The 22,226-nt window shown below is 49.3% G+C and carries 15 protein-coding genes; 14 read left to right on the top strand and 1 reads right to left on the bottom strand.

Annotation, left to right across the window (positions count from 1 at the left end):
* The 5 genes from HZB61_10945 to zwf all read left to right on the top strand — a co-directional run.
* On the top strand, window positions 1–682 hold a 682-nt coding region (locus tag HZB61_10945), incomplete at its 5' end, for a hypothetical protein (GenBank protein MBI5057119.1).
* 25 nt (window positions 683–707) lie between these two features.
* Window positions 708–2,036, top strand: a complete 1,329-nt coding sequence (locus tag HZB61_10940) for a hypothetical protein (GenBank protein ID MBI5057118.1) — start codon at window positions 708–710, stop codon at window positions 2,034–2,036.
* A 76-nt stretch (window positions 2,037–2,112) separates the two neighbouring features.
* Entirely contained in the window at window positions 2,113–2,934 is an 822-nt protein-coding gene (locus HZB61_10935) for a cytochrome b/b6 domain-containing protein (GenBank protein MBI5057117.1), read from the top strand.
* A 218-nt stretch (window positions 2,935–3,152) separates the two neighbouring features.
* Entirely contained in the window at window positions 3,153–4,985 is a 1,833-nt protein-coding gene (locus HZB61_10930) for a transketolase (GenBank protein ID MBI5057116.1), read from the top strand.
* 5 nt (window positions 4,986–4,990) lie between these two features.
* Window positions 4,991–6,538 carry a glucose-6-phosphate dehydrogenase gene (gene zwf / locus HZB61_10925; GenBank protein ID MBI5057115.1) on the top strand — a complete coding sequence of 516 codons (1,548 nt, stop codon included), beginning with the start codon at window positions 4,991–4,993 and terminating at the stop codon, window positions 6,536–6,538.
* Between the two features lie 116 nt (window positions 6,539–6,654).
* On the opposite strand, the gene HZB61_10920 is transcribed toward zwf, so the two are convergent.
* Window positions 6,655–11,013: a hypothetical protein gene (locus HZB61_10920; protein MBI5057114.1), complete on the bottom strand. Its 4,359-nt coding sequence runs from the start codon at window positions 11,011–11,013 to the stop codon at window positions 6,655–6,657.
* Between the two features lie 94 nt (window positions 11,014–11,107).
* Between HZB61_10920 and HZB61_10915 the strand changes: the two genes are divergently transcribed.
* From HZB61_10915 to nuoG, 9 genes are all read left to right on the top strand, one after another.
* Window positions 11,108–11,644, top strand: a complete 537-nt coding sequence (locus HZB61_10915) for a ubiquinol-cytochrome c reductase iron-sulfur subunit (GenBank protein ID MBI5057113.1) — start codon at window positions 11,108–11,110, stop codon at window positions 11,642–11,644.
* A gap of 8 nt (window positions 11,645–11,652) precedes the next feature.
* Entirely contained in the window at window positions 11,653–13,281 is a 1,629-nt protein-coding gene (locus HZB61_10910; protein MBI5057112.1) for a cytochrome b N-terminal domain-containing protein, read from the top strand.
* A gap of 65 nt (window positions 13,282–13,346) precedes the next feature.
* The gene (gene gnd / locus HZB61_10905) at window positions 13,347–14,279 is read left to right on the top strand and encodes a decarboxylating 6-phosphogluconate dehydrogenase (GenBank protein ID MBI5057111.1); all 933 of its coding nucleotides are present in this window, start codon (window positions 13,347–13,349) and stop codon (window positions 14,277–14,279) included.
* 195 nt (window positions 14,280–14,474) lie between these two features.
* Window positions 14,475–14,810, top strand: coding sequence for an NADH-quinone oxidoreductase subunit A (ndhC, locus tag HZB61_10900; GenBank protein MBI5057110.1), 336 nt, complete (start codon window positions 14,475–14,477; stop codon window positions 14,808–14,810).
* Window positions 14,811–14,901: 91 nt separating this feature from the next.
* Entirely contained in the window at window positions 14,902–15,528 is a 627-nt protein-coding gene (locus HZB61_10895) for an NADH-quinone oxidoreductase subunit B (GenBank protein MBI5057109.1), read from the top strand.
* Between the two features lie 185 nt (window positions 15,529–15,713).
* Entirely contained in the window at window positions 15,714–17,450 is a 1,737-nt protein-coding gene (nuoC, locus tag HZB61_10890; GenBank protein MBI5057108.1) for an NADH-quinone oxidoreductase subunit C/D, read from the top strand.
* A gap of 138 nt (window positions 17,451–17,588) precedes the next feature.
* Window positions 17,589–18,050: an NADH-quinone oxidoreductase subunit NuoE gene (gene nuoE / locus HZB61_10885; protein ID MBI5057107.1), complete on the top strand. Its 462-nt coding sequence runs from the start codon at window positions 17,589–17,591 to the stop codon at window positions 18,048–18,050.
* Window positions 18,047–19,324: an NADH-quinone oxidoreductase subunit NuoF gene (gene nuoF, locus HZB61_10880; GenBank protein MBI5057106.1), complete on the top strand. Its 1,278-nt coding sequence runs from the start codon at window positions 18,047–18,049 to the stop codon at window positions 19,322–19,324. The genes nuoE and nuoF overlap by 4 nt, the downstream gene beginning before the upstream one ends.
* A gap of 96 nt (window positions 19,325–19,420) precedes the next feature.
* Window positions 19,421–22,129, top strand: coding sequence for an NADH-quinone oxidoreductase subunit NuoG (gene nuoG, locus HZB61_10875; GenBank protein MBI5057105.1), 2,709 nt, complete (start codon window positions 19,421–19,423; stop codon window positions 22,127–22,129).
* Window positions 22,130–22,226: the final 97 nt, after the last annotated feature.

The raw sequence follows: 22,226 nt of genomic DNA, 5'->3' as shown, positions 1-22,226 counted from the left end.
TCCCACGTTCTCATTCAGCGGGGCGCATTCCGCGATAAAGACAACCTGTTCGGAATGCCATATCACCGGTAAGACCATACCTGCCGGTACAACGGACAGCGCCTGTTACAACTGTCATTCGACTGCCGGAGTTGCAACTACTAAATTCGAGAGTGTCACATCTCCTTCGCATGTTACAAATAACTTCAGCAAGACCTGCGCGGACTGTCATACAAACACAACATGGTCGCCTGCGAAGTACACTCACAAGACATTCGTGCTTTCAGGCATACATGCCACAACTGCATGTACAACGTGCCATACGACTGGATACCCCGGTTCAATAGCCGGTATAACAAGCGACAATTGTTACGCCTGTCACGCAAGCGACTTTCAGTCAGCGCCAAGCCATGTATCAGCGGGTTATCCTCATACCTGCACATCATGTCATACAACATCTTCATGGGCAGGTGCGCATGTTCATCAGAGCTTTCAGTTCTTATACAGGCATGGCACTCTCTCCTGCAACTCATGTCACCAGAGCGGATATCCGGGACAGTATGCAGGGGTTATTGAGACTGACTGCTACGCTTGTCACGCGAGTGACTACAGAGAAGAACATACAACATGCTCTCATACCTGCACCCTGTGCCATAACGGAAATAACTGGGACAACCCGAAGAGCAAGAACGGCTGTAACTAATAAGACTATGAATATAGAGGTTAGAATGGAAAGTGAAAACAAACAGGCAGAAACAAGATCCGAAATGAGGCTTTCACGTCACCACTGGAGCAAGAGGATAAGAAGGAGCGCTTCTCCCCGGCTGAAGAAGGTCCTCTTTTTGCTGATCCTGTTAATACCTGTACCTCTGATGATCCATGCGAGCAACGTTAAAGGCAGGTTTTATGTCAGCAACTTTTATTCCAAAGACAGCAGCAATAACGATCTTCAAGTCGTGTCATCAAAGCTCAGGTTATTTAAACATGAGGATGAAAAGCCGGGTTTCTATTTTAACCTTGATGGGGAGCTGAGGAAAAAAATAACCGGCGGAGACAATATTCTCAATAAGAGACTAAATGAATTATGGCTTGGCTACAAGTTCCAGCAGAATTTCAATGTCATTATCGGCAGGCAATATATATATCAGCTTTTCAACACATATGTTGACGGCCTGAATTTAAAGTATGAGATAAGTAAGGGCGTAGGGTTCGGCATCTTCGGCGGTCTTGCTCCTGACCTCTACGACAATTCCATTGACGGCAAATTCAAGTCCTTCGGAGCTTACGGATATGCAGACCAGGAAAAATATCAGTTATATTACGGCTGCGAAAATCTTATGTACAAGGGTGAAGTTGACAGGCAGTACTGCTCCGCGAGATTGAATGCTGCCTTAAGCGACAAGGTAAGATTGGACGGTCTCTCGTCAGTCAGCAGAAACCAGGTGACAAATAAATTCGAGCTTGAGAACGCTGCCGGGAATGTGTCCTATGCAATTACAAGGGACCTCCGTGTTCAGGTCTTCTATGATTATTACAAGGCCATCAAATACTTTGAGTCCTCAAAGAAGTTCTTTAACAACTTTGATTACAGGGACAACTATTTTCTGGATACCAGTTCCCAGTCAAGGGCAGGGGGCAGGGTGGATTACAGGCTTCCAAAGGGGGTCAATGTATATGCATCAGCGGCTTATCAGACCAGAAGCATTGATCATGATCATGCCGTTAGATACACTGGCGGTTTCACAAAGCACGGCCTTTTCGGTTTTGACTTATCAGGCAGGTATACCCACATAGATAACTTTACCTCGAAAAACGATGAATTCAATGTCGAGGTTTCCCGCAACTTCCTTAATAAAGTCGACGTGTCCGTATACGCGAGCAAGGAGAGGGAGAAGCTTGAAGTCGAGAATGGCTTTACAGCAGGCACGCTCACATACGGCTCTTCTGTTTACTGGCAGATCAACAAGAATTATTTTCTCTCAATGTTTGCCGAGCGTTATGAAGGAGACGATTATCACAATACTTCGCTGTTTACCCAGGCGGGATACAGGTTTTAAAAATGAGCGAAATGGGCCGATTAATAATAAACGAAGAACATAAAGGATTATAAGGATACAAAACAAGGAGGTAACAATGAGTGTACATGAAAGAATAAAAGACCCGGAAAATAATAAAAAGACTTCGCCCGCAAAGATATTGCGTTTCAGGAAATCCGAGAGGACCGTTCACTGGGCGATAGCGGTCCCATTCATGGTATGTTATTCAACCGCCCTTATACTGGTGTTCATTTATAACCCTGATCCCCTTCGTCCATACCGCGCTGTCTTCTCATGGGTCCACCGCATATCAGGCATCTGTCTGATCACCCTTCCCATGTTGTCCATATTGAAAAGCCGGGGTGATTACAGGGTCTACCTGAACAACATCAAGCAGGCATGGTTATGGACCTTTGAAGATATTAAATGGCTTGGTCTTATGGGACTTGCCGCGGTCAGCAAGAAGATCCATCTGCCCGAGCAGGGAAAATTCAACGCGGCCGAGAAGATAAATTTTATGACGCTCATGTCGACATATCCCCTTTACATCCTGACAGGTATATTCATATGGTTCACGAACGGCGCATTACTGGCATGGCTCATTCATTTCGGCATGGCGCTGATCGCCACTCCGCTTTTGTCCGGGCACATCTTTATGGCAACACTCAACCCTGACACTCGCGTGGGGCTTTCAGGCATGATCTCGGGCTTTGTCGACCGTCAGTGGGCCAAACATCACTATACCCGCTGGTACCGGGAAAACTTTGAACACGAGGAAGAAGCTGTCACTTATTATATCAGGGCCACACATCAGGACATTGAAGATTATCAGCTTGCAAACACTGACATGGGAGGGGTCCTGCAGCCTGCCGAGGTAGTCCAGGAGAGTTACAATGAAGAAACCGAGGTATCGGCTTAACACGACTTCGCCTGTTTTACAATATCTCATGACCGGCTGACCTTATCAGCCGGTTTTTTATTTCCGCTTTCATGAACAATAAGCCTGACCGCTGAAAACTTGACAACACTGAATACTCTGCTAAGATTTAATTAGATTTCATCAGTATTATAAGAAGGTATCGCGGTTCCTTTTTACAAAAGACCTTTACAGAAGAAATGATTTTTTAAGGAGAGAAAATGTCTGCCAGGAACGACCTCGACAAGCTCGCAAAGCTGATACGTTATTATATTCTCATATCCACAAATGAAGCCGGGTCCGGTCATCCAACCTCGGCTCTTTCTGCAACCGACCTTATGACCGGGCTGATGTTCGGCGGGACTTTCAGATATGACGCCGAAAATCCTTTGTCCCCTTACAACGACCGGATGATCTTTTCAAAAGGTCACGCGACCCCGCTTCTATATTCTCTGTGGACGGCAGCGGGGAAATTAACGGAACAGGAACTGCTCACTTACCGGAAATTCGGAAGCCCGCTTGAAGGCCATCCCACCGCATCATTTCCATATGCCGAGGCTGCCACAGGCTCTCTGGGGCAGGGGCTTTCCATTGGAGTTGGACTGGCGCTGGGTGCGAAATATGTTGACAGGCTTCCGTGCAGGTCTTATGTTTTGATCGGCGACAGCGAGATGGCCGAAGGCTCGCAATGGGAAGCGCTGGAGATAGCGTCTTTTTACAAGCTCGATAATCTTGTCGGCATCCTGGACGTAAACCGCCTCGGCCAGCGCGGCGAGACAATGTACGGGCACGACCTTTCCGTTTATGAAAAGAGGGTGTCCGCCTTCGGATGGGAGACCATCCTGATCGACGGACACAATATGGATGAAATTACAAACGCGTATGAAAGGGCCATCGAGGTCAAAGACAAGCCGGTAATGATCATCGCAAAGACGATAAAGGGCAAGGGTGTTTTGAGCGTTGAAGACCAGAACGGCTGGCACGGCAAGCCGCTCGACAAGGAAAGATTCGCGGAGGCTATGAAGGAATTCGCCGGGGTGGATAAAGCTATACGCGGTGATGTCCCGAAACCGGAAAACAGGACAGTTGAAAAGCGCCCGTCTCAAAAAGCTGAAAAGCCGTCTTATGACACAGGCAAGGCGGTTGCCACAAGGAAGGCATACGGCTTGGCGTTAAAACGGATATTCCCGCAATTCCCGGACATGGTCGTGCTGGACGGCGAGGTGAGCAATTCCACTTATTCAGAAATTTTCAGGGACGCATATCCAGAAAGATACTTTGAAATGTATATAGCTGAACAGAATATGGTCGGCGCAGCGCTCGGGCTTCAGCGGGTCGGAAAGCTCCCCTTTGTCTCAACCTTCGCCGCGTTTTTCAGCAGGGCCTATGACCAGATAAGGATGTGCCAGTATTCCGGCGCTAATATAAAATTCTGCGGTTCACACGCGGGGGTGTCCATCGGCGAGGACGGCCCCTCTCAGATGGGGCTTGAGGACATCGCCATGTTCCGCTCTATCATAAACAGTGTCGTGCTCTATCCCTCAGACGCGGTATCCACTGATAAGCTCGTTGAAGAGGCGGCCGCGCGTGAAGGGATGGTCTATATCCGCACCACGAGGAAAGACACACCTGTTATCTATAACCCTGATGAGGAATTCCCTATCGGCGGAAGCAAGGTATTAAAGCAGTCGGACAATGATGTGATCACCGTAGCAGCAGCAGGCATAACACTGCACGAGGCGCTTGCCGCGTATGAGGAATTACAGAATGACAATATTTTTATACGGGTGATCGACCTTTACAGCATCAAGCCCATTGACGTAAAAACCCTCAAGAAAGCCGGAAGAATCACCAGTGCGATAATTACCGTAGAGGACCATCATATCGAGGGCGGAATGGGTGAAGCTGTCAGGACCGCGCTTGCTGATTTTGACATACCGGTACACTCTCTTGCCGTAGAAAAGGTCCCGAAGAGCGGAAAGCCCGCTGAACTTCTCGACTACGAAAACATATCGAAGAATGCTATTGTTAAAAAAGTAAAGGCACTGCTTTAGTTCCCATGACCGCAAAGAACGAAGAGATCATATTCAGCAAGTTCTTACAGACTTGTGACATCCCTGTCGAGGAGTTAAGGCCCGAACCGTTCACCATGGTGATATTCGGCGGTGCGGGCGATCTAAGCAGAAGGAAACTCCTGCCCTCGATCTTTTATCTTTTCTGCAGGGAAGAACTCAAAAAGCCTTTTTCGGTGATCGGCCTGGACATGCAGGAAATGACCGACGTACAGTACCGGGCCGTGATGAAAGCGGCGTTTCAGACATTTACAGGCGGGCCCCCGGATGAAAAAAAATGGGATGAATTCAGCGGACATCTTTTTTACCTGAGCGGCAGGTTCGAAGCCGATGACATCTACACGAATGTCGCTGATAAGATCAGGCACATCACAATACCCTCATCTGGCGGGACAAAAGACGTCATTTACTATCTCGCGGTGCCTCCCCGGATCAGTCCGCTCGTTGTCGGCAAACTGAATCAGCACGGCCTGAACAAAGATTTCAACACAAAGGTCATTGTTGAAAAACCTTTTGGCCGCGACAGGAGGTCGGCCTCGGAACTCAACAGGGTACTGACCACGGCTTTTAACGAAGACCGGATTTACCGCATCGACCATTACCTCGGGAAAGAGACGGTCCAGAACATACTTTTTTTCCGTTCCTCCAACGCCATATTCGAGCAGTGCTGGAACCACCGTTATATAGACAATGTCCAGATAACAGTTGCTGAAGACATCGGCATTGCGCACAGGGGCGCATTCTACGAGCAATCAGGTGTGATCAGGGACATCGTCCAAAACCATATTATGCAGCTCATGGGCCTTGTGGCTATGGAGCTTCCCATAGGGTTCAGGGCGGATTTCATCCGCGACGAAAAGGTCAAAGTGCTGCGTTCCATCCGGGAGATGGACAGCAATTATATAGACGTCTCTTTCGTAAGAGGACAGTACGGACAGGGAAAGATACAGGGGGAAGACGTCCTCCCGTACAGGCAGGAAAACCATGTGTCCGCGGACTCGAACATGCCGACATTTTTTGCTGGGAAATTCTATATCGACAACCTCCGCTGGGGCAGGGTCCCGTTTTATGTGCGCACCGGGAAACGCCTGCCGAAACGCGTAACTGAAATATGCATCCAGTTCAAGCGCCTGCCGCTGAGGCTTTTGGGACGCGACTGCGACGCGCTTGACCCGAATATCCTTGTCCTGACCATTCAGCCTGATGAAAAGATATCGCTGCGCCTTGGAGTGAAATATCCGTATTCGCATAACCAGCTCTATCCAGTGAATATGGTCTTCAATTACCGTGAGACGTTTAAGACAAACTTCACCCCGCCGTATGAATTACTGCTCACCGATTGCATAAAAGGGGACCTTACGCTCTTCGTCAGGGAAGACGGCATTGAAGAGATGTGGAGAGTTGTCGACCCGATCCTTGAAATATGGGAAAGCCTTCCCGCGGCAAATTTCCCGAATTATGAGGCAGGCACCTGGGGCCCTCCGGAAGCCGTGGACCTGATCGAACAGGATGGCCGCCAATGGATTACGGAATAAATAAACCGTAATGCGTGATGCGTAAAGCGTGATGGGTGGAAAAACAACTCATGACGCATAACGCATTACCCATAACTTTTTACCCATAACGCATTACGGATTACGCATCACGGTTTTTATAAAACCGGCAGGCACAGGCCGGAATAGACAAGTCCGGTAGAGCCGTCAAGGCTTATATGCGTGCCTTCTTTTACGGTATTGTCTCCGAGCACGGCATAAGTCTCTCCACTCTCGTTTGTTATAAATTCCATAATGGAACAGCCGACAACTGCGGTGAGCCCGAATTTCTGGGCAAGAACAGAGGCGTGTGATGCGACCCCTCCGGCAGCAGTGATGATCCCATCGATATAAGGCATAAGGGAAACATCGTCAGTGCTGGCCATTTCTCTTAAAAGTATAGCCGGAAGGTTAAGCTCTTTCTTCAGTCTTTCTATAGATCCCGGCTGGACCGAAAAAACCGCGAAACCGCTTAAGGCGCCGCCGTGCACACCAGCGCCCCTGCCGATTATTTTCGATCCCATATCGCAAACATCATGGAACGTCTTTGTGAAGCCCCTGTGGGTTTCCATGCGTCTTGTCTGAAGCACATGGAGCACCCTCCTGCCGTCAGGATTTTTTGTGTAAGTGACTTCCACCTCCTGGGGTAGCCCGCCCATTGCTTCTTCGATTTTTTCTGCAAGCTCATTGTGCTGCATGAAAAGCGCGTTATCAATTTCTTCGAGACTCCGGATGCCTTCCATCGCCTGTCCTTTTGCAAGCGGCCGGTTTGTGAATTTTCCATAAACAATATCGCTGCCTGTTGCTGCCTCCCTTGTGTCTCCATGAATTCCCTTCTCAAGCGAAAAGGGGTTTCGGGTAAAAAACACCGAGGCCCCGGCCCCGGCCTCATTGCCGTAGACCATCTGCATAAGCGCCACTGAAGTTCCCCAGTAGTCTGAAACGTTCATCACCTTCCTGAACTGCACGGAGCGTTCAGAGTACCAGGAAGCGTAAATTGCCTTTACCGATTGCTTCAATTGCTCATACACGTCATCGGGAATTTTAATTCCAACCTTTGCCAGTTCGGCAGAATAAATGGCGCATAACTTTTCCATATCGGATGCATCCGGCCCGGATGGGCCGCCCCTTGATCTCATGAATCCGGCTGTTATGTCGTCAAAGAATTTCATCTCGATGCGGTAAACAACAGTTGCGAAATCCTCGATGGACCTCCTGTAAGAATCCCAGGCAAGAAGCGCGTTTCCCCTTTCCATGATGAACGCTTCCACAGTCTTTCTGTTCATCCCGCAGTACAGGATTGATGACAGTATTCCCGGCATTGAAATATATGAGCCGCTCCTTACGGACAAAAACAGCGGAGTTTTATCGCCCCCGAATGTCAGGCACGACCGGGATTCGATCTCCTTTACCGCCAGCCTCAATGTTGATTCAAAGTCCGCGTCCTCTGTTTGTTCCAGACAATTTTGCGTCCATGCCGCCGGGAAGACAACGGCAGGGGGGACAGGGATTCCCTTGTGATAAAGATAAACGAGGTTCTTCATTTTCCCGCCTATGGCCGGAGCGAGTCTCATTGCGTCCGCTTCACTCAGTCCGCTGACTACATAGAAATCCGCTGATAGGACCTCACCCTCAGAAAACGATAAGACCGGATCGCTGCCTGATTGGAGCATTAAATTCAGCGACGTCAGCAGGCTGTCAAGGAGCCTGTCGAGCTCAAGGAATCCTGTTATGCTGCTCATGATGTCCCTGAAAATTATGTCCGCTGCCTTGTCCGCGAAATCATCTTTATTCTCTGTTAACACTTTAAGATATTCGGGCAGATCGCTTTCAGGTAATATCTTCAGTATCCCGAGGAGAGGCCCGTGAAAGGTCCGGTGCAAAGAGTCTACCATCCATGCAAGTTCCTTCTGCCACATCCTGAGCGAATCGATCACCTGTGATACACGCATTTTGTTTGTCTTTAAGATGGTAACAAGTTCGTCTACCTGGAAATTGCTCAGGCCGTGCAGCCTGAAAATACGTTCAGCATATTCAAGACAGCGGACCCGCTCAATTGCTTTATCCGAAGACAGGCTTTCTTTTCCCCTGTCCGCGTCAGTGATAATTCCTTCAATTATGGTCCTCAGCCTCTCTTCAATCCGCAAGAGCCCGCTGAACGCGTCAAACTTCGCCTCGTGAAAAGACCCCATTACCGAGGGGATGCCGAACGCGATATGCCTTTTGAAAAACAGTGATTCCACGGGCAGTGTCTTCTCCACCGCCCCGATTATCTCCATCAGACCTTCCATCTTTTCTATATCTTCAGATAACGCGCGGTTAACATCAGGGATTTCAATATGCGTGGAGGCTGAAGAATATTTTTTACAGAGCTCCCGGTAGATCTTGCAAAGCAGGAAGATCTTTAAATGTATTTCATCGCGGATGTTCTTGGTATTTAATTTTGATCGAAGGTCATCTTCATCAATTAAAAAAAGCCTGTCAAAATGCAGGCCTTCTTTGTCGAGTATGCCGGAAGATTCAAACAGGGGCCTTATTGCGGAGGAGTACTCTGCTGAGAGACGCCTGTCCAGTCTTTGAATTACGTCCTCCGGCACAGACCCCTTCATGAGTTCCGGGTCATCGTAGACCCAGGCGCTGATGATACCCTCAACAAGCCTGATATTGTAATTGCTTGCATTTGCATGGACCTGTTTTCTTAAAAAGTAGAGGACCTGGTCATTGCCCCAGGAATCTATTTCAGTCGTGTAATCCCTTATCCTCCCTGTAGCTCCGACTTCGTTAAAATAGACCGGCAGTTTTTTCAGAAGCATATAGTTGAGAAGGAAATTATTCATAAAGCCGTCCGCGTTCATATACGTCGAGACCTCCCGCTGAAAGAGCTTATCGTCAGGTATGAACACGCCGCTGATATGCAGGTTGCAGATGACATGCACAAGCACGTCCCGGAAACGGCCGCTGTCAAGGCTTATAATGCGTAAGAATTTCGACAGCCGCAACAGGTGCTGCGGGTCCACCATCTCAGTCCATGTATCGGTTGAAAATCCGGTGACGCGGGAAGAGGGTATCACCGTCTTTTTGAGAATATCTTTGTACATTTTCAAAAGCCTGCCGCCTCCGGCGCTGAGCATGGACCGGGCGACTTCAGGGTCAAGGAAAATATCTTCCCTTGACGCGGGGAAGGTTTCAATACGCGCCATCAGGGTTTCACACAGCTCCGTCATATTCAGACCGATCAATTTCTTTAAAAGTCCGGCAATGTTTTTTAGGGCCTTATTGTGTGCGTCTGCGGACAACCGTTTCAGGAAAGGGAATAATTCAGATATAACACCGGACAGTTTTTCCGAGGATTGCTCATTAAGACGAGGCTCAATAACGCTGAACAATTCGTCAACCATGACAGTATCATTAAGAAGTGAAAGTTCGAGGCTTCCCAATTTATCGAGGACCCCGGCATGGTTTTTTTTCTCCAGCATCTCCTCAGAGACTGATAATTCACGAAGTATATTTTCACTGTTGCTGGTCCCATACTTAAATAGAAGATGGAGATCGTCTCCGGTCAAAAGACCTTTCATCGCATTAAACATTTCATTGCTGATGACCGGGGTCTCCGATAGCCTGTCCTTTACCGAGTTTATAATTGACCTTAGCACAGGGCCGATTTCAGCGTCAGGGAACTTTTCGTGTATGGCCTTTATAATCCTCACCGTCTGCCTGAACTGACAGGAGAGGGACAGTGATTTCCCTTTCAACTCATCCAGCCATATATCCGTAAGGCTGCGCAATCTCTGAAGGCCGGGTCCATTTTCAAGCGGCAGCTCAATTAACGAAAGTAAATTCGACACCGGCTTATAAGACGCAGCGGCGCCTGTGTTTTCGCACGCCTTAATCGCATACCTGACCAATACGCGGAACCACGCGGCATGGGCGTCTTTGCTTGTCCAGAAGATGTCTTTTGAAAAACTGTTTATGTCTTCGGACAACCTGGTCCAGTCTTTTTTAGATGAAAGTATTTTTGAAACAAGGCCCTCGGCATTTCTTAACAGCCCGGTGTTTTCCTGCAGGAACGAGGTGAGACTTTTAAAGTTGACGCCCGAAAGCTCTCGTGAGAGATCAACAGCGGGGACAAAGAAATCTCCTTTTTTATCGCTCTTAAGCAGGAAAGTCCCGATATGCCTGCCTCTCTGAATGATGTCGATCTGAAGGTTCTTCACTTCCCTTACGGTCGCGCTGTCCGTTCTCAACTCAAAATATCCGTCGCGGACCTTTTCCCTTGCGAGCTCCGCGCCTTCGTGCATAAGAGATGCATGGTATTCACCCGCCGGCATAGACAGTATGGCGCCTTTCACGACGGCCGAGTTGTTTTCCTCTGTTATGCAAAAATCTTTGACTACAAGCGAGGTAATGAGGCCTTTATAAGCTGTGGCGAGGGTCCCTGTGAGATAATCGAGGCTGCATATGTTGATAGGGTCGGGCATTTTGTATTTGTTCTAATATTTATTTATCACAGAACGCGTCAACTTTCAACGAGGTTTGCTTGACTTTGAAAAAATAAGTGATAGGATTTTTTAAATGAAACATGCCGCGCCTCAAGCTGAAATAACGGAACAAACGGAAACTTCGCGCCGCTCATTTCTAAAGTGGCTGATCGGCGTCCTTTACGCGGTAAACGCACTTGTGATCGGCGTCCCTTTCCTGAGAACGGTGATCCGCGCCGCGCCCCCGCAAAGATCAGACTGGGTCAGGGTCGCTGAGATAAATTCATTGCCTGTGGGAATACCCCGGAACATAAATTTTCTTACTCGCACCGAAGACGCCTATATAATCGGGCAAAGCGTAAGGTCGGTGTGGATAATAAAACATTCACAGAACAAAGTTACGGTCTTCTCGCCGATTTGCACGCATCTCGGGTGTCATTACACGTGGAAAGACGAAGCAGGGGTCTTCGCCTGCCCCTGCCATGCGAGCGCGTTCTCCATTGACGGCAGTATTATCGCGGGTCCGGCCCCCCGGCCACTGGACACGCTCGGTCATAAAGTTGAAAATGGGGCGGTGTATGTTCAGTGGGAACAGTTTAAGGTCGGGACAACTCAAAAGGTGAGGGTATAAAAGGACACATGATAAAGCTCGCGTGGGACTGGTTAAAGGGGAAATGGCCTATCGAAAAGATCGGGCATTTACTGCTTGATGAAGAGCTTCCCGGAGGGGCGAAATTCGCTTACACCCTTGGCTCCGCGATCATTACTGTCTTTACGATACAGGTGATCTCAGGCATCGTGCAGCTTTTTTATTATGTGCCCGCCGCGGACCACGCGTACGACAGCGTCAGTTATTTGCGGACGCGGGTGCCGTTCGGCTGGCTGGTACACAACCTGCATTACTGGGGCGCGAACGCTATGGTTGTGCTTGTCGTTACGCACATGATAAGGGTTTACATATGGGCCGCTTACAAGACACAGCTTACCTGGCTTTTAGGTGTGGGGCTTGTCCTCACCACAATGGCCATGACTTTAACAGGCGGGACCCTGATCTGGGACCAGAAAGGTTACTGGGGCGGAGAAGTTTCCTCCGGCGTTACAAGCACGGTCCCTGTGCTGGGCGATCTAATGAAGATACTTTTAAGAGGCGGTGAAGCTATGGGACAATTGTCCATCTCGCGTTTTTTCGCGATACATATCTGGCTTCTTCCCTCAGTAATCGTTTTGCTGATAGCTGCGCACATTATATCATTCCGCACCTCCGGGATAGCGGGCCCGTGGGACGAAAAGAAGAGAAAGGTCACCGGCCTGTTCTGGCCAGACCAGGCATACAAGGATGCTGTGACGGCATCTCTGGTGGTTTTTATTCTCATTGCCTTGTGCGTATTTGCGCCGCCGCCCTTTACCGGGGCCGCAGACCCTTTGAATACCACGTATCTGCCGAAGCCGGAATGGAATTTTCTGTTCCTCTACGAGAGTCTTAAATATTTCGAAGGCCCGCTTGAACCGGTCGGCACTGTGGGTGTTCCAAATGTATTGATCGCCCTGCTGATACTGCTGCCCTTTATTGACAGGGGGCCGGAAAGAAATCCGTTTAAACGCCCGATAGCAATGGCCTGTCTCGTGCTGTATGTCGGGTTCCTCCTGACGTTTACCGTAAAGGGTTATCTGAGTACTGGATTCGCCCAGTTGCCCCCCGGCGTTTTAAGTTCATTGCCTGTAAAGCCAGAGACCGCGCCTCCCGATGCTTCATCATCACAATCTCCGGCAGAAAAAACTTCAGAGACTGAAGCCGCTGCCGGAAAAATGCCGGGACGCGCGGCGTTCATAATCGGAGGCGCTGAAAACGGCGCTGAATTATTCAAGCAGCAATGCATGTCATGCCACGGCGCTGACGGAAAAGGCGGCACTCCAAATCTCGGATCAGAGGACGGCACAGTGCCGCCGCTTAATCCTATCGACAGGGAAATATTCGCCCCGGACCTCCAGACCTTCACCATAACCATCGACAAATTTATCCAGCACGGCTCTGTGCCGGAAGGCCCTAAGCCCGCTTTCAGTATGCCTGCATTTGGAGACACCAATTCGCTTACGCAGGAGCAGATCTCAAACATTGAGGCTTATGTATTAAAACTGAACGGCGTTGACCGCGCGCAATTGATCGACCCCGGCATGGAACCCGCAAATTTTTTCATTGTGGTACTGGTTATCTATGTTATTATTCTTCTTGTCCAGGGTGGATTAAGGATCAGGAAAAATATATCCTGAAGCTGGAAGCAGGGTGCTTCCGCACTTCTGCTCTTTTGTGCTTTTGAACTTTAATGGAGGATAGTATGAAGATAGGCATGGTCGGCATGGGCAAAATGGGGATGAATATGTCGAGGCGTTTGATACAGGGCGGGCACTCGATAGTTGCCTATGACAGATCAAAAGAGAAGCTGAAAGAGATCAAGAAATACAAAGCAGCCACCGCTTACTCTCTTGATGATCTTGCCAAACTTTTGAAACCTCCGAGGGTGGTGTGGCTGATGATTCCCGCTGGAAAAGCCGTTGATGAGACCATTGATCAACTGCAAAACATCCTGCAAAAAGGTGACACGATCATTGACGGGGGGAACAGTTTCTATAAAGACGATATCCGTCATGAGCGGCAGCTTCAAGCATCAGGTATAAATTACCTGGACATCGGCGTCAGCGGCGGGGTCTGGGGATTGAAGGAAGGCTACTGTCTCATGGCAGGCGGCGACAAAAAAGTGTATAAGAAAATTGAGCCCGTCCTGAAAACACTCGCGCTGAAGGACGGATATCTTTACTGCGGGACAGCGGGAGCCGGACATTTTGTGAAGATGGTGCATAACGGGATCGAATACGGTTTGATGGCTGCCTACGGCGAGGGGTTTGAGATTTTACATTCCTCCTCATACGGAAAGGACCTGAATCCGGCTGACGTAGCTCATCTCTGGAACCGGGGCAGTGTTGTGCGCTCGTGGCTTCTTGAACTCGCAGAGGACGCCTTCAGGAAAGACAAGGACCTTTCCGGAATTGAAGGATACGTGGAAGATTCAGGCGAGGGAAGGTGGACAGTGCAGCAGGCCATTGATACGTCAGTGCCCGCGCCCATCACAGCGCTTTCGCTGTTCAACAGGTTCTCGTCAAGACAGAGCGCTTCCTTTTCCGTAAAACTCCTCGCGGCCCTGAGAAATGAATTCGGCGGCCACGCGGTAGTAAAAAGAAAAAAGAGGATCAGCCGCAGATTTCACAGATAAACACAGATAAATAAGAATTGCTTTTAAGGCTTAATCTTCTGAAGAAAAAAGCAGAACTGTTCTTGACAATGTAATACCGTATGATATCTTTTTACTAAGAGGAGAAATTTCAATTTGGATTCTTCGGCAGCACATACGGACACTCTCTGGCCGCTGGCAGTATATTTCACGGCGGCACTCGCAATTCCTTTTTTCATGCTTTTTGTATCTTACTTCCTTGGCCAGCGTCATAAGGAGCGCGCTACAGGAGTTCCTTATGAATCTGGTATCTCCTCAACGGGAAGTGCGCGCATGCGCTTTGATGTCAAGTTTTATCTCGTAGCGATGTTCTTCGTCATCTTTGATATTGAGGCCGTCTTTATTTTCTCGTGGGCAGTCACGGTACGCGAACTCGGCTGGACCGGATACATTGAAATGCTTATCTTTGTAGGCGTCCTGACATCTGCGCTTATATATCTCTGGAAGCTTGGCGCGCTTGAATGGGGCTGCAAAAAAACAGACACGTGCAGAGAAGTAAGAAGTGAGAGGTAAGAAGTGAAAAGTATCTTAAAGAGAACATGCTTTTCATTTTACTTCCAACTTCTTACTTCCAACTTCTTACTTATATGTAATTGGAGATAATATGAACTGGTCATTGCAGAAAGCGGATCTATCGTCGGAAAGTCTTCCAGTTGAGGAAGTTGTCTCACGGAGCGTTTTGTTGACGAACCTTCATGACCTTATCGCGTGGGGACGCAAGAATTCCATCTGGCCTTTTCACTTCGGTCTTTCATGCTGTTTTGTAGAGATGGCCACGAGCCTCACCAGCAGGTACGATGTCGCGCGTTTCGGCTCCGAGGTCATCCGCGGCACTCCGCGTGAAGCGGACCTCATGGTCATTGCCGGAACGGTATTCGTCAAGGTTGCGCCTGTCATTAAACAATTGTATGAGCAGATGATGGAGCCGCGCTGGGTCATCTCAATGGGCTCATGCGCGAATTCCGGAGGCATGTATGACATATACAGCGTTGTTCAGGGCGTGGATAAATTCCTGCCCGTTGATGTCTATGTGCCGGGATGCCCTCCAAGGCCTGACGCCTTCATGGAAGGATTGCTGCTTCTGCGTGATTCAGTCGGGAAAGAGAGACGGCCTTTGAGCTGGACCGTTGGTCCTCAGAAGGTTGAAAAGGCGGACATGCCCTCGATGCGTGATCTCAAACGGGCGGAACGGCAGCGCGCCACGATACTGCGCCCTCCAGATGAAGTCTGAAGGCATGGAAGCCTGTTCCAGAATTTCTATAATCGACATGATATTTAAATTTATGTTTAATGCTATTCAAGTTGTTCTCTTGACCCTATGCTCTTTGCTCCATGCCCCTGGCCTTTTTCAAGAGGTGTCGTATAGAAATTCTTCCACAGCCTTCCATGCCTGCAATAATTGGAACGGAGTTTGCCATGAATATTTATAGCGAACTTCAGGAAAGGTTCGGCGAAGGTTTTATTTCAACTCAGGGTACCTCTGACAACATCCCTACGCTCTGGGTCAGTAAAGACAGGGTAGGAGATGTGCTGCTTTATCTCAAGAACGAGGCTGAGAAACCTTTCCGGATGCTCTACGATCTTACGGCCGTTGATGAGCGCGTGCGCAAGAACAGGAGTGGACAGCCGGACAGTGATTTTACCGTCGTGTATCATCTGCTGTCATTTGAACGCAATGAGGACGTCCGTATCAAAGTGGCGCTCAAAGGCGAATATCCAGCGATAAATTCCATCACAGGCATCTGGCCTTCAGCCAACTGGTACGAGCGCGAGATGTGGGACATGTTCGGCATTAAGGTTGATGGTCATCCGCACATGAGAAGGATATTACTGCCGGTCACATGGGAAGGACATCCCCTTAGGAAGGACCATCCGGCGAGGGCGACAGACATGGAGCCGTTCAGGCTTCCTGAGGCGAAAGAGATAAAAGAACAGAAGGCCCTGCAATTCCGGCCCGAAGACTGGGGAATGAAACGCAGGGGAGAAGACACCGATTATATGTTTCTCAATCTCGGTCCGCATCATCCCGGCACACACGGGCTTCTCCGGGTCATCCTCGAACTTGACGGAGAGGACATTGTCAATTCGGTTGTCGATATAGGATTTCACCACAGGGGAGCTGAGAAAATGGGAGAACGCCAGTCATGGCATACTTTCATCCCATATACAGACCGCATCGATTATCTCAGCGGCGTGCTGAACAATCTCCCTTATATTCTGGCAGTTGAAAGGCTGGCGGGAATAGATGTTCCTGACAGGGCGAAAGTGATTCGTGTCATGATGTCGGAGTTCTTCCGCATTTCAAGCCACCTGGTATTCTACGGAACCTTTGCCCAGGACATCGGCGCCATGTCTCCGGTGTTTTATACATTCAACGACAGGGAGCGCGTCTTCGACATTGTAATGGCGATCTGCGGAGGCAGGATGCATCCGGGCTGGTTCCGCATCGGGGGCGTTGCGCAGGATTTACCGAAGGGATGGGACAGGCTCGTGCAGGATTTTATAAATTATTTCCCGGAGCGTTTGAACGAGTACGACAAGATCGTATTGCAAAACAGCATCCTGAAAGGACGCACAAAGGACGTTGGAAAATACACTCTTGAAGAGGCAATTGACTGGGGCGTCACAGGCCCGGGGCTTCGCGCCTGCGGCATGGAATGGGACTGGAGAAAGAAGCGTCCCTATTCAGGTTATGACCAGTTCGAGTTTGAAATACCGACAGCGTCAAACGGCGATTGTTACGACCGCTGCTTCGTCCGGGTACAGGAGATGAGGCAGAGCCTCCGCATCATCGAACAGTGCATAAACAACATGCCTTCCGGTAAATACAAATCCGACCACCCGCTAACGACCCCGCCGCGTAAGGAGCGCACCATGCATGACATCGAAACGCTTATAACGCACTTTCTTAATGTAAGCTGGGGGCCGGTCATTCCAGCAGGCGAATCATTTTACGCCATTGAAAATTCCAAGGGAAGCAACGGCTACTATCTCATCAGCGACGGCAATACAATGTCGTACCGCACGCGCATACGCACACCGTCCTTTGCACATATGCAGATGGTGCCTTTGATAAGCAGGGGAATGATGGTTTCGGATTTACTGGCGATCCTCGGGAGCATAGATTTTGTGCTGGCGGACGTGGACAGGTGAGCAACGAGTATAGAAATATAAGATAGTAGTTAGTAGTCGGTAGTTAGGAGTTAAGACAAGGAATAAAGATGAAAGTTTACGTCATACCCGCTAAAAGACTGCCGGAATGACAGCTAAAAAAATTCAAAGGATAAAATTGTGTTGACTGAGGAAGAGAGAAAAGAAATTCAGAATGAATTAAAGAGGCATTCGCACAAGCAGGCTGCTTGTGTTGAGGCATTGAAGATCGTGCAGCGTCACAGGGGCTGGGTGTCCGATGAGATAAAGGACATCTCTGAATTCCTTGAGATGACGACTGACGAACTGGACGGCGTTGCCACATTTTACAACCAGATATTCCTGAAACCGGTCGGCAAACACGTCATCCGCATTTGCGACGGCGTAAGCTGCTGGGTAACGGGACATGGACCTGTGCTTGAACATCTAAAGGTCAGCCTCGGAATTAATGAGGGCGAAACCACGCCTGACGGCCAGTTCACGCTCCTGCCGGTATCATGCCTCGGCGCGTGCGACCGCGCGCCGGCGATGATGATCGATGATGAGCTTTATGGAGATTTGACGGCTGGGAAGATCGATGAGATACTGGAGAGATATAAATGAATCCTGAAAGGCCGCTGACAAAGAACATCCAGCCCGGCGGAGGACCTCTTGCCATTGATGAGTATGAAAAAAGGGGAGGCTATGAGGCGTTGCGCAAGGCGCTTAAAATGTCGCCCCAACAGGTCCAGGAAGAAATTAAGGCTTCCAACCTGCGCGGAAGGGGCGGGGCGGGATTTCCCACCGGGGCGAAATGGGGCTTTGTCCCAATGGGCGATGATGCGCCGCGTCCGAAATATTTTCTTGTTAACGCGGACGAGATGGAGCCCGGCGCTTTTAAAGACCGTTTTCTACTTGAAGGCGATCCTCATCAGATGCTCGAAGGCGCGATCATTTGCGCTTACGCTATTCAGGCAGATATCGCGTATATTTTTCTAAGATGGGCTTACAAGCTTGCCGGGAAACGTCTGAGGCGCGCGATCGCCGAGGCTTATGAAAAAAAATATTTAGGCAAAAACATCCTCGGCTCCGGTTACAGCCTTGAGCTTGATCTCCATGTCAGCGCGGGCCGCTACATATGCGGTGAAGAGACCGCTCTTTTAAATGCCATGGAAGGCAGGCGTCCTGTGCCGCGTTCAAAGCCTCCTTTCCCGCAGGTCAGCGGGTTATGGGGCAGGCCCGCGGTTGTAAACAGTGTTGAGACGGTCTGCAACATCCCGCACATCATAAAGAACGGCGCGGACTGGTTCAAAGGATTGAGCCTGTCAAATGACTGTGGAACAAAATTATATGGCGTGAGCGGTCGTGTGAAAAAACCCGGCGTGTGGGAATTGCCAATGGGAGTAACGATACGCGAACTGATCGAAGAACACGCCGGCGGGATGCAAGAAGGACATTCCTTTCGCGGTGTGATACCGGGCGGCGCGTCCACGGATTTCCTTGTTAAAGAACATCTCGATGTGAAAATGGATTTCGACTCAGTGCAAAAAGCGGGAAGCCGTCTCGGCACAGGCACCATGATCATCCTTGACGATAAGACATGTCCGGTGGGCATGGTCCACAATCTGGAAAAGTTCTTCGCGCGCGAATCCTGCGGCTGGTGCACACCATGCAGGGAAGGGATACCGTGGATAAAAAAGGTCCTTGAGGCGATTGAGAATGGACATGGGGAAACCGGAGACATTGAACTGCTTGAGCATCATTGCCGACTGCTCGGCCCCGGAAATACCTTTTGCGCCTTTGCGCCAGGCGCGGTCGAGCCGCTTCAAAGCGCGCTGAAGTTTTTCAGAGAAGATTTTGAGAGACATATCAGAGAGAAGAGGTGTTCGTACAGATAGAACAAAAGTGCAATAGTGCAAAAGTTGCCGGACAGAACCTCTACTTCTGCTCTTTTGCACTTTTGCTCTTTTGAACTTTATAAATGAGCTAAAACTATGGCGACCATTTACATTGACAACAAACCTTACGAAGTGAAGGACGGGCAGAATCTGCTCAATGCATGTCTTTCGCTGGGATTTAATATTCCCTACTTCTGCTGGCATCCAGCGATGCATTCGGTAGGGGCCTGCCGCCAGTGCGCTGTGAAACAGTTCAAGGACGAGAACGACACGCGCGGCAGGATCGTCATGTCATGCATGACTCCCGCAACTGACGGCGCCCGTATTTCAATTGATGATCCTGACGCAAGGAAATTCAGGGCAAGCATCATTGAATGGCTGATGATAAACCATCCCCATGACTGCCCTGTCTGTGATGAAGGCGGTGAATGTCATCTGCAGGACATGACCGTGATGGCGGGCCATGTGTACAGGAGATACCGGTTTAAAAAACGGACGCACCGCAACCAGTATCTCGGCCCGCTTGTTAATCATGAAATGAACAGGTGCATCCAGTGTTACCGCTGTGTCCGTTTTTACCGCGACTACGCCGGAGGCCGGGACTTCAATGTATTCGCGTGTCATGACCACGTTTATTTCGGACGACATAAGGGAGGTGTGCTTGAAAACCAATTCAGCGGCAACCTTGTGGAGGTCTGCCCGACTGGCGTGTTCACTGACAAAACTTTAAAGAAGCATTACACCCGCAAATGGGACCTGCAGAGCGCGCCGTCCGTATGCGTTCATTGCGGACTTGGATGCAACACCATACCCGGAGAACGCTATGGCAAACTGAGGCGCATATTAAACCGTTATAACAGTGAGGTCAACGGTTATTTCCTTTGCGACAGGGGAAGGTTCGGTTATGAATTCGTCAACAGCGATAAACGCATTAAACAGATCTTTATCAGGCCCGGAAAAAAAAGTGACGCTGTTCCGGCTTCAAAAGAGAACGCGCTTAAACATATGACTGACGCCATCCATTTCGGCGCAAATGTCATCGGAATAGGCTCGCCGCGCGCGTCGCTTGAGGCGAATTTCGCGCTTCGTTCGCTCATCGGCCCTGAAAATTTTTATTCAGGCATGTCCGGCAAAGAGCATGGCCTTGTTTCAACAATCATCAGCATATTGCGAAAAGGACCGGCCCGCGCTCCGTCATTGCACGATGTGAGGAATGCGGATGCGGTGTTGGTCCTCGGTGAAGATGTTTTAAACACCGCTCCAATGCTGGCGCTTTCACTCAGGCAGGCAGTGAAGCAAAGATCGCTTGATATCGCGAAAAAGCTGAGGATACCCGAATGGCATAACGATGCCGTCAGAAATGCCGCTCAGAATGAAAGAAGCCCGCTCTTCATCGCAACACCCTGCAGTACCGGAATTGACGATATCGCTGAACAAACATACCGCGCCGCGCCTGATGATCTTGCAAGACTGGGATTTGCGGTTGCGCATGAATTAGATCCCGCATTGCCCCAGGTAACGGAATTGAATACTGACACACTTTTGCTGGTTAAAAGCATAGCGCGCGCGTTAAGTGAGGCAAAGAGGCCGGTAATTGTTTCCGGCATAGGATGCGTCAGCGAAACAGTCATTCATGCCGCGGCTAATATCGCATGGGCCTTATGTGAAAAAGATATCAACGCGCAGCTTTGTTATACCGTTCCTGATTGTAACAGCATGGGATTGGGACTTATGGATGCCAAAAAAATAAATGAGGCATTCAGCGCTGTCAGGGCAGGGGATGCGGATGCGGTTATTGTCCTTGAGAATGACCTTTACCGTCGCTTTGACGCTGAACTGCTCGATAGCTTCTTTAAAAAGGTGAAGCATATTATAGCAATTGATCACACATTCACAAAGACAACTGCAATGGCTGACCTGATTTTTCCTGCTTGCACATTCGCCGAATCAACAGGGACTATTGTAAACAATGAGGGACGGGCACAGCGTTTTTACCAGGTGCTTAAACCCGGCTCTGATATTCAAGCGAGCTGGCGCTGGCTGAGAGAGGTTATGATCTCATCCGGTGAAACCTTCGCTGAAAAATGGCAAGGCTTTGACGATGTTACAAATGCAATGATCGATGCATTACCGGTTTTCAATTCTGTGCGTGAGCTCACCCCGCCTTCTTCATACAGAGTTCACGGAATGAAGATCCCGAGGCAGCCGCACCGCTACAGCGGAAGGACAGCCATCCTCGCTAATGTAAATGTGCATGAGCCTGAACTCCCTGATGATCCGGATTCTCCGCTTTCTTTTTCAATGGAAGGACATGAAGGGCAGCCGCAGTCTTCGCTCATTTCAAGATTCTGGTCTCCGGGCTGGAATTCTGTGCAGTCAGTTAATAAATTTCAGGAAGAGATAGCAGGGCCGCTGCGGGGCGGTGATCCGGGGAAGCGTCTGATAGAGCCGCAATTGCAAAGTGGAAGACCTGATTATTTCTACGATCTGCCGGGGGCATTTATTCTTCATCACGGTGAATGGCTCATTGTTCCTCTGTATCATATATTCGGCTCAGAGGAATTAAGCGCCATTTCAGGCGGGATATTAGAACTTGTCCCAAAGCTGTATCTGGGATTGAACCCCGAAGACCTGAGGAGTATCGGGAAAAAAGAAGGAGAAACAATAGAGCTGAATTTACTGAACAGGAAATATGATCTTTCAGTTAAGGCCATGCCTTATTTGCCGCGCGGGATCGCCGGACTGCCTTACGGACTGCCGGGACTGCACGGAATTGAACTTCCCGCATGGGGGAAATTGAAATGACGCAAGGAGCACTTTATTTAAATGTTTTTCATGCTGAACGCAAAAGTGTCATGCTAAGTCCCAAAAGTGTCATGCTGAACTTGTTTCAGCATCTTAT

It is taken from the genome of Nitrospirota bacterium (assembly GCA_016214845.1).
Lineage (GTDB): Bacteria > Nitrospirota > Thermodesulfovibrionia > UBA6902 > UBA6902 > SURF-23.
Note: the sequence above shows the minus strand (reverse complement) of the source record. Positions and strands in the feature narration are given on the sequence as shown.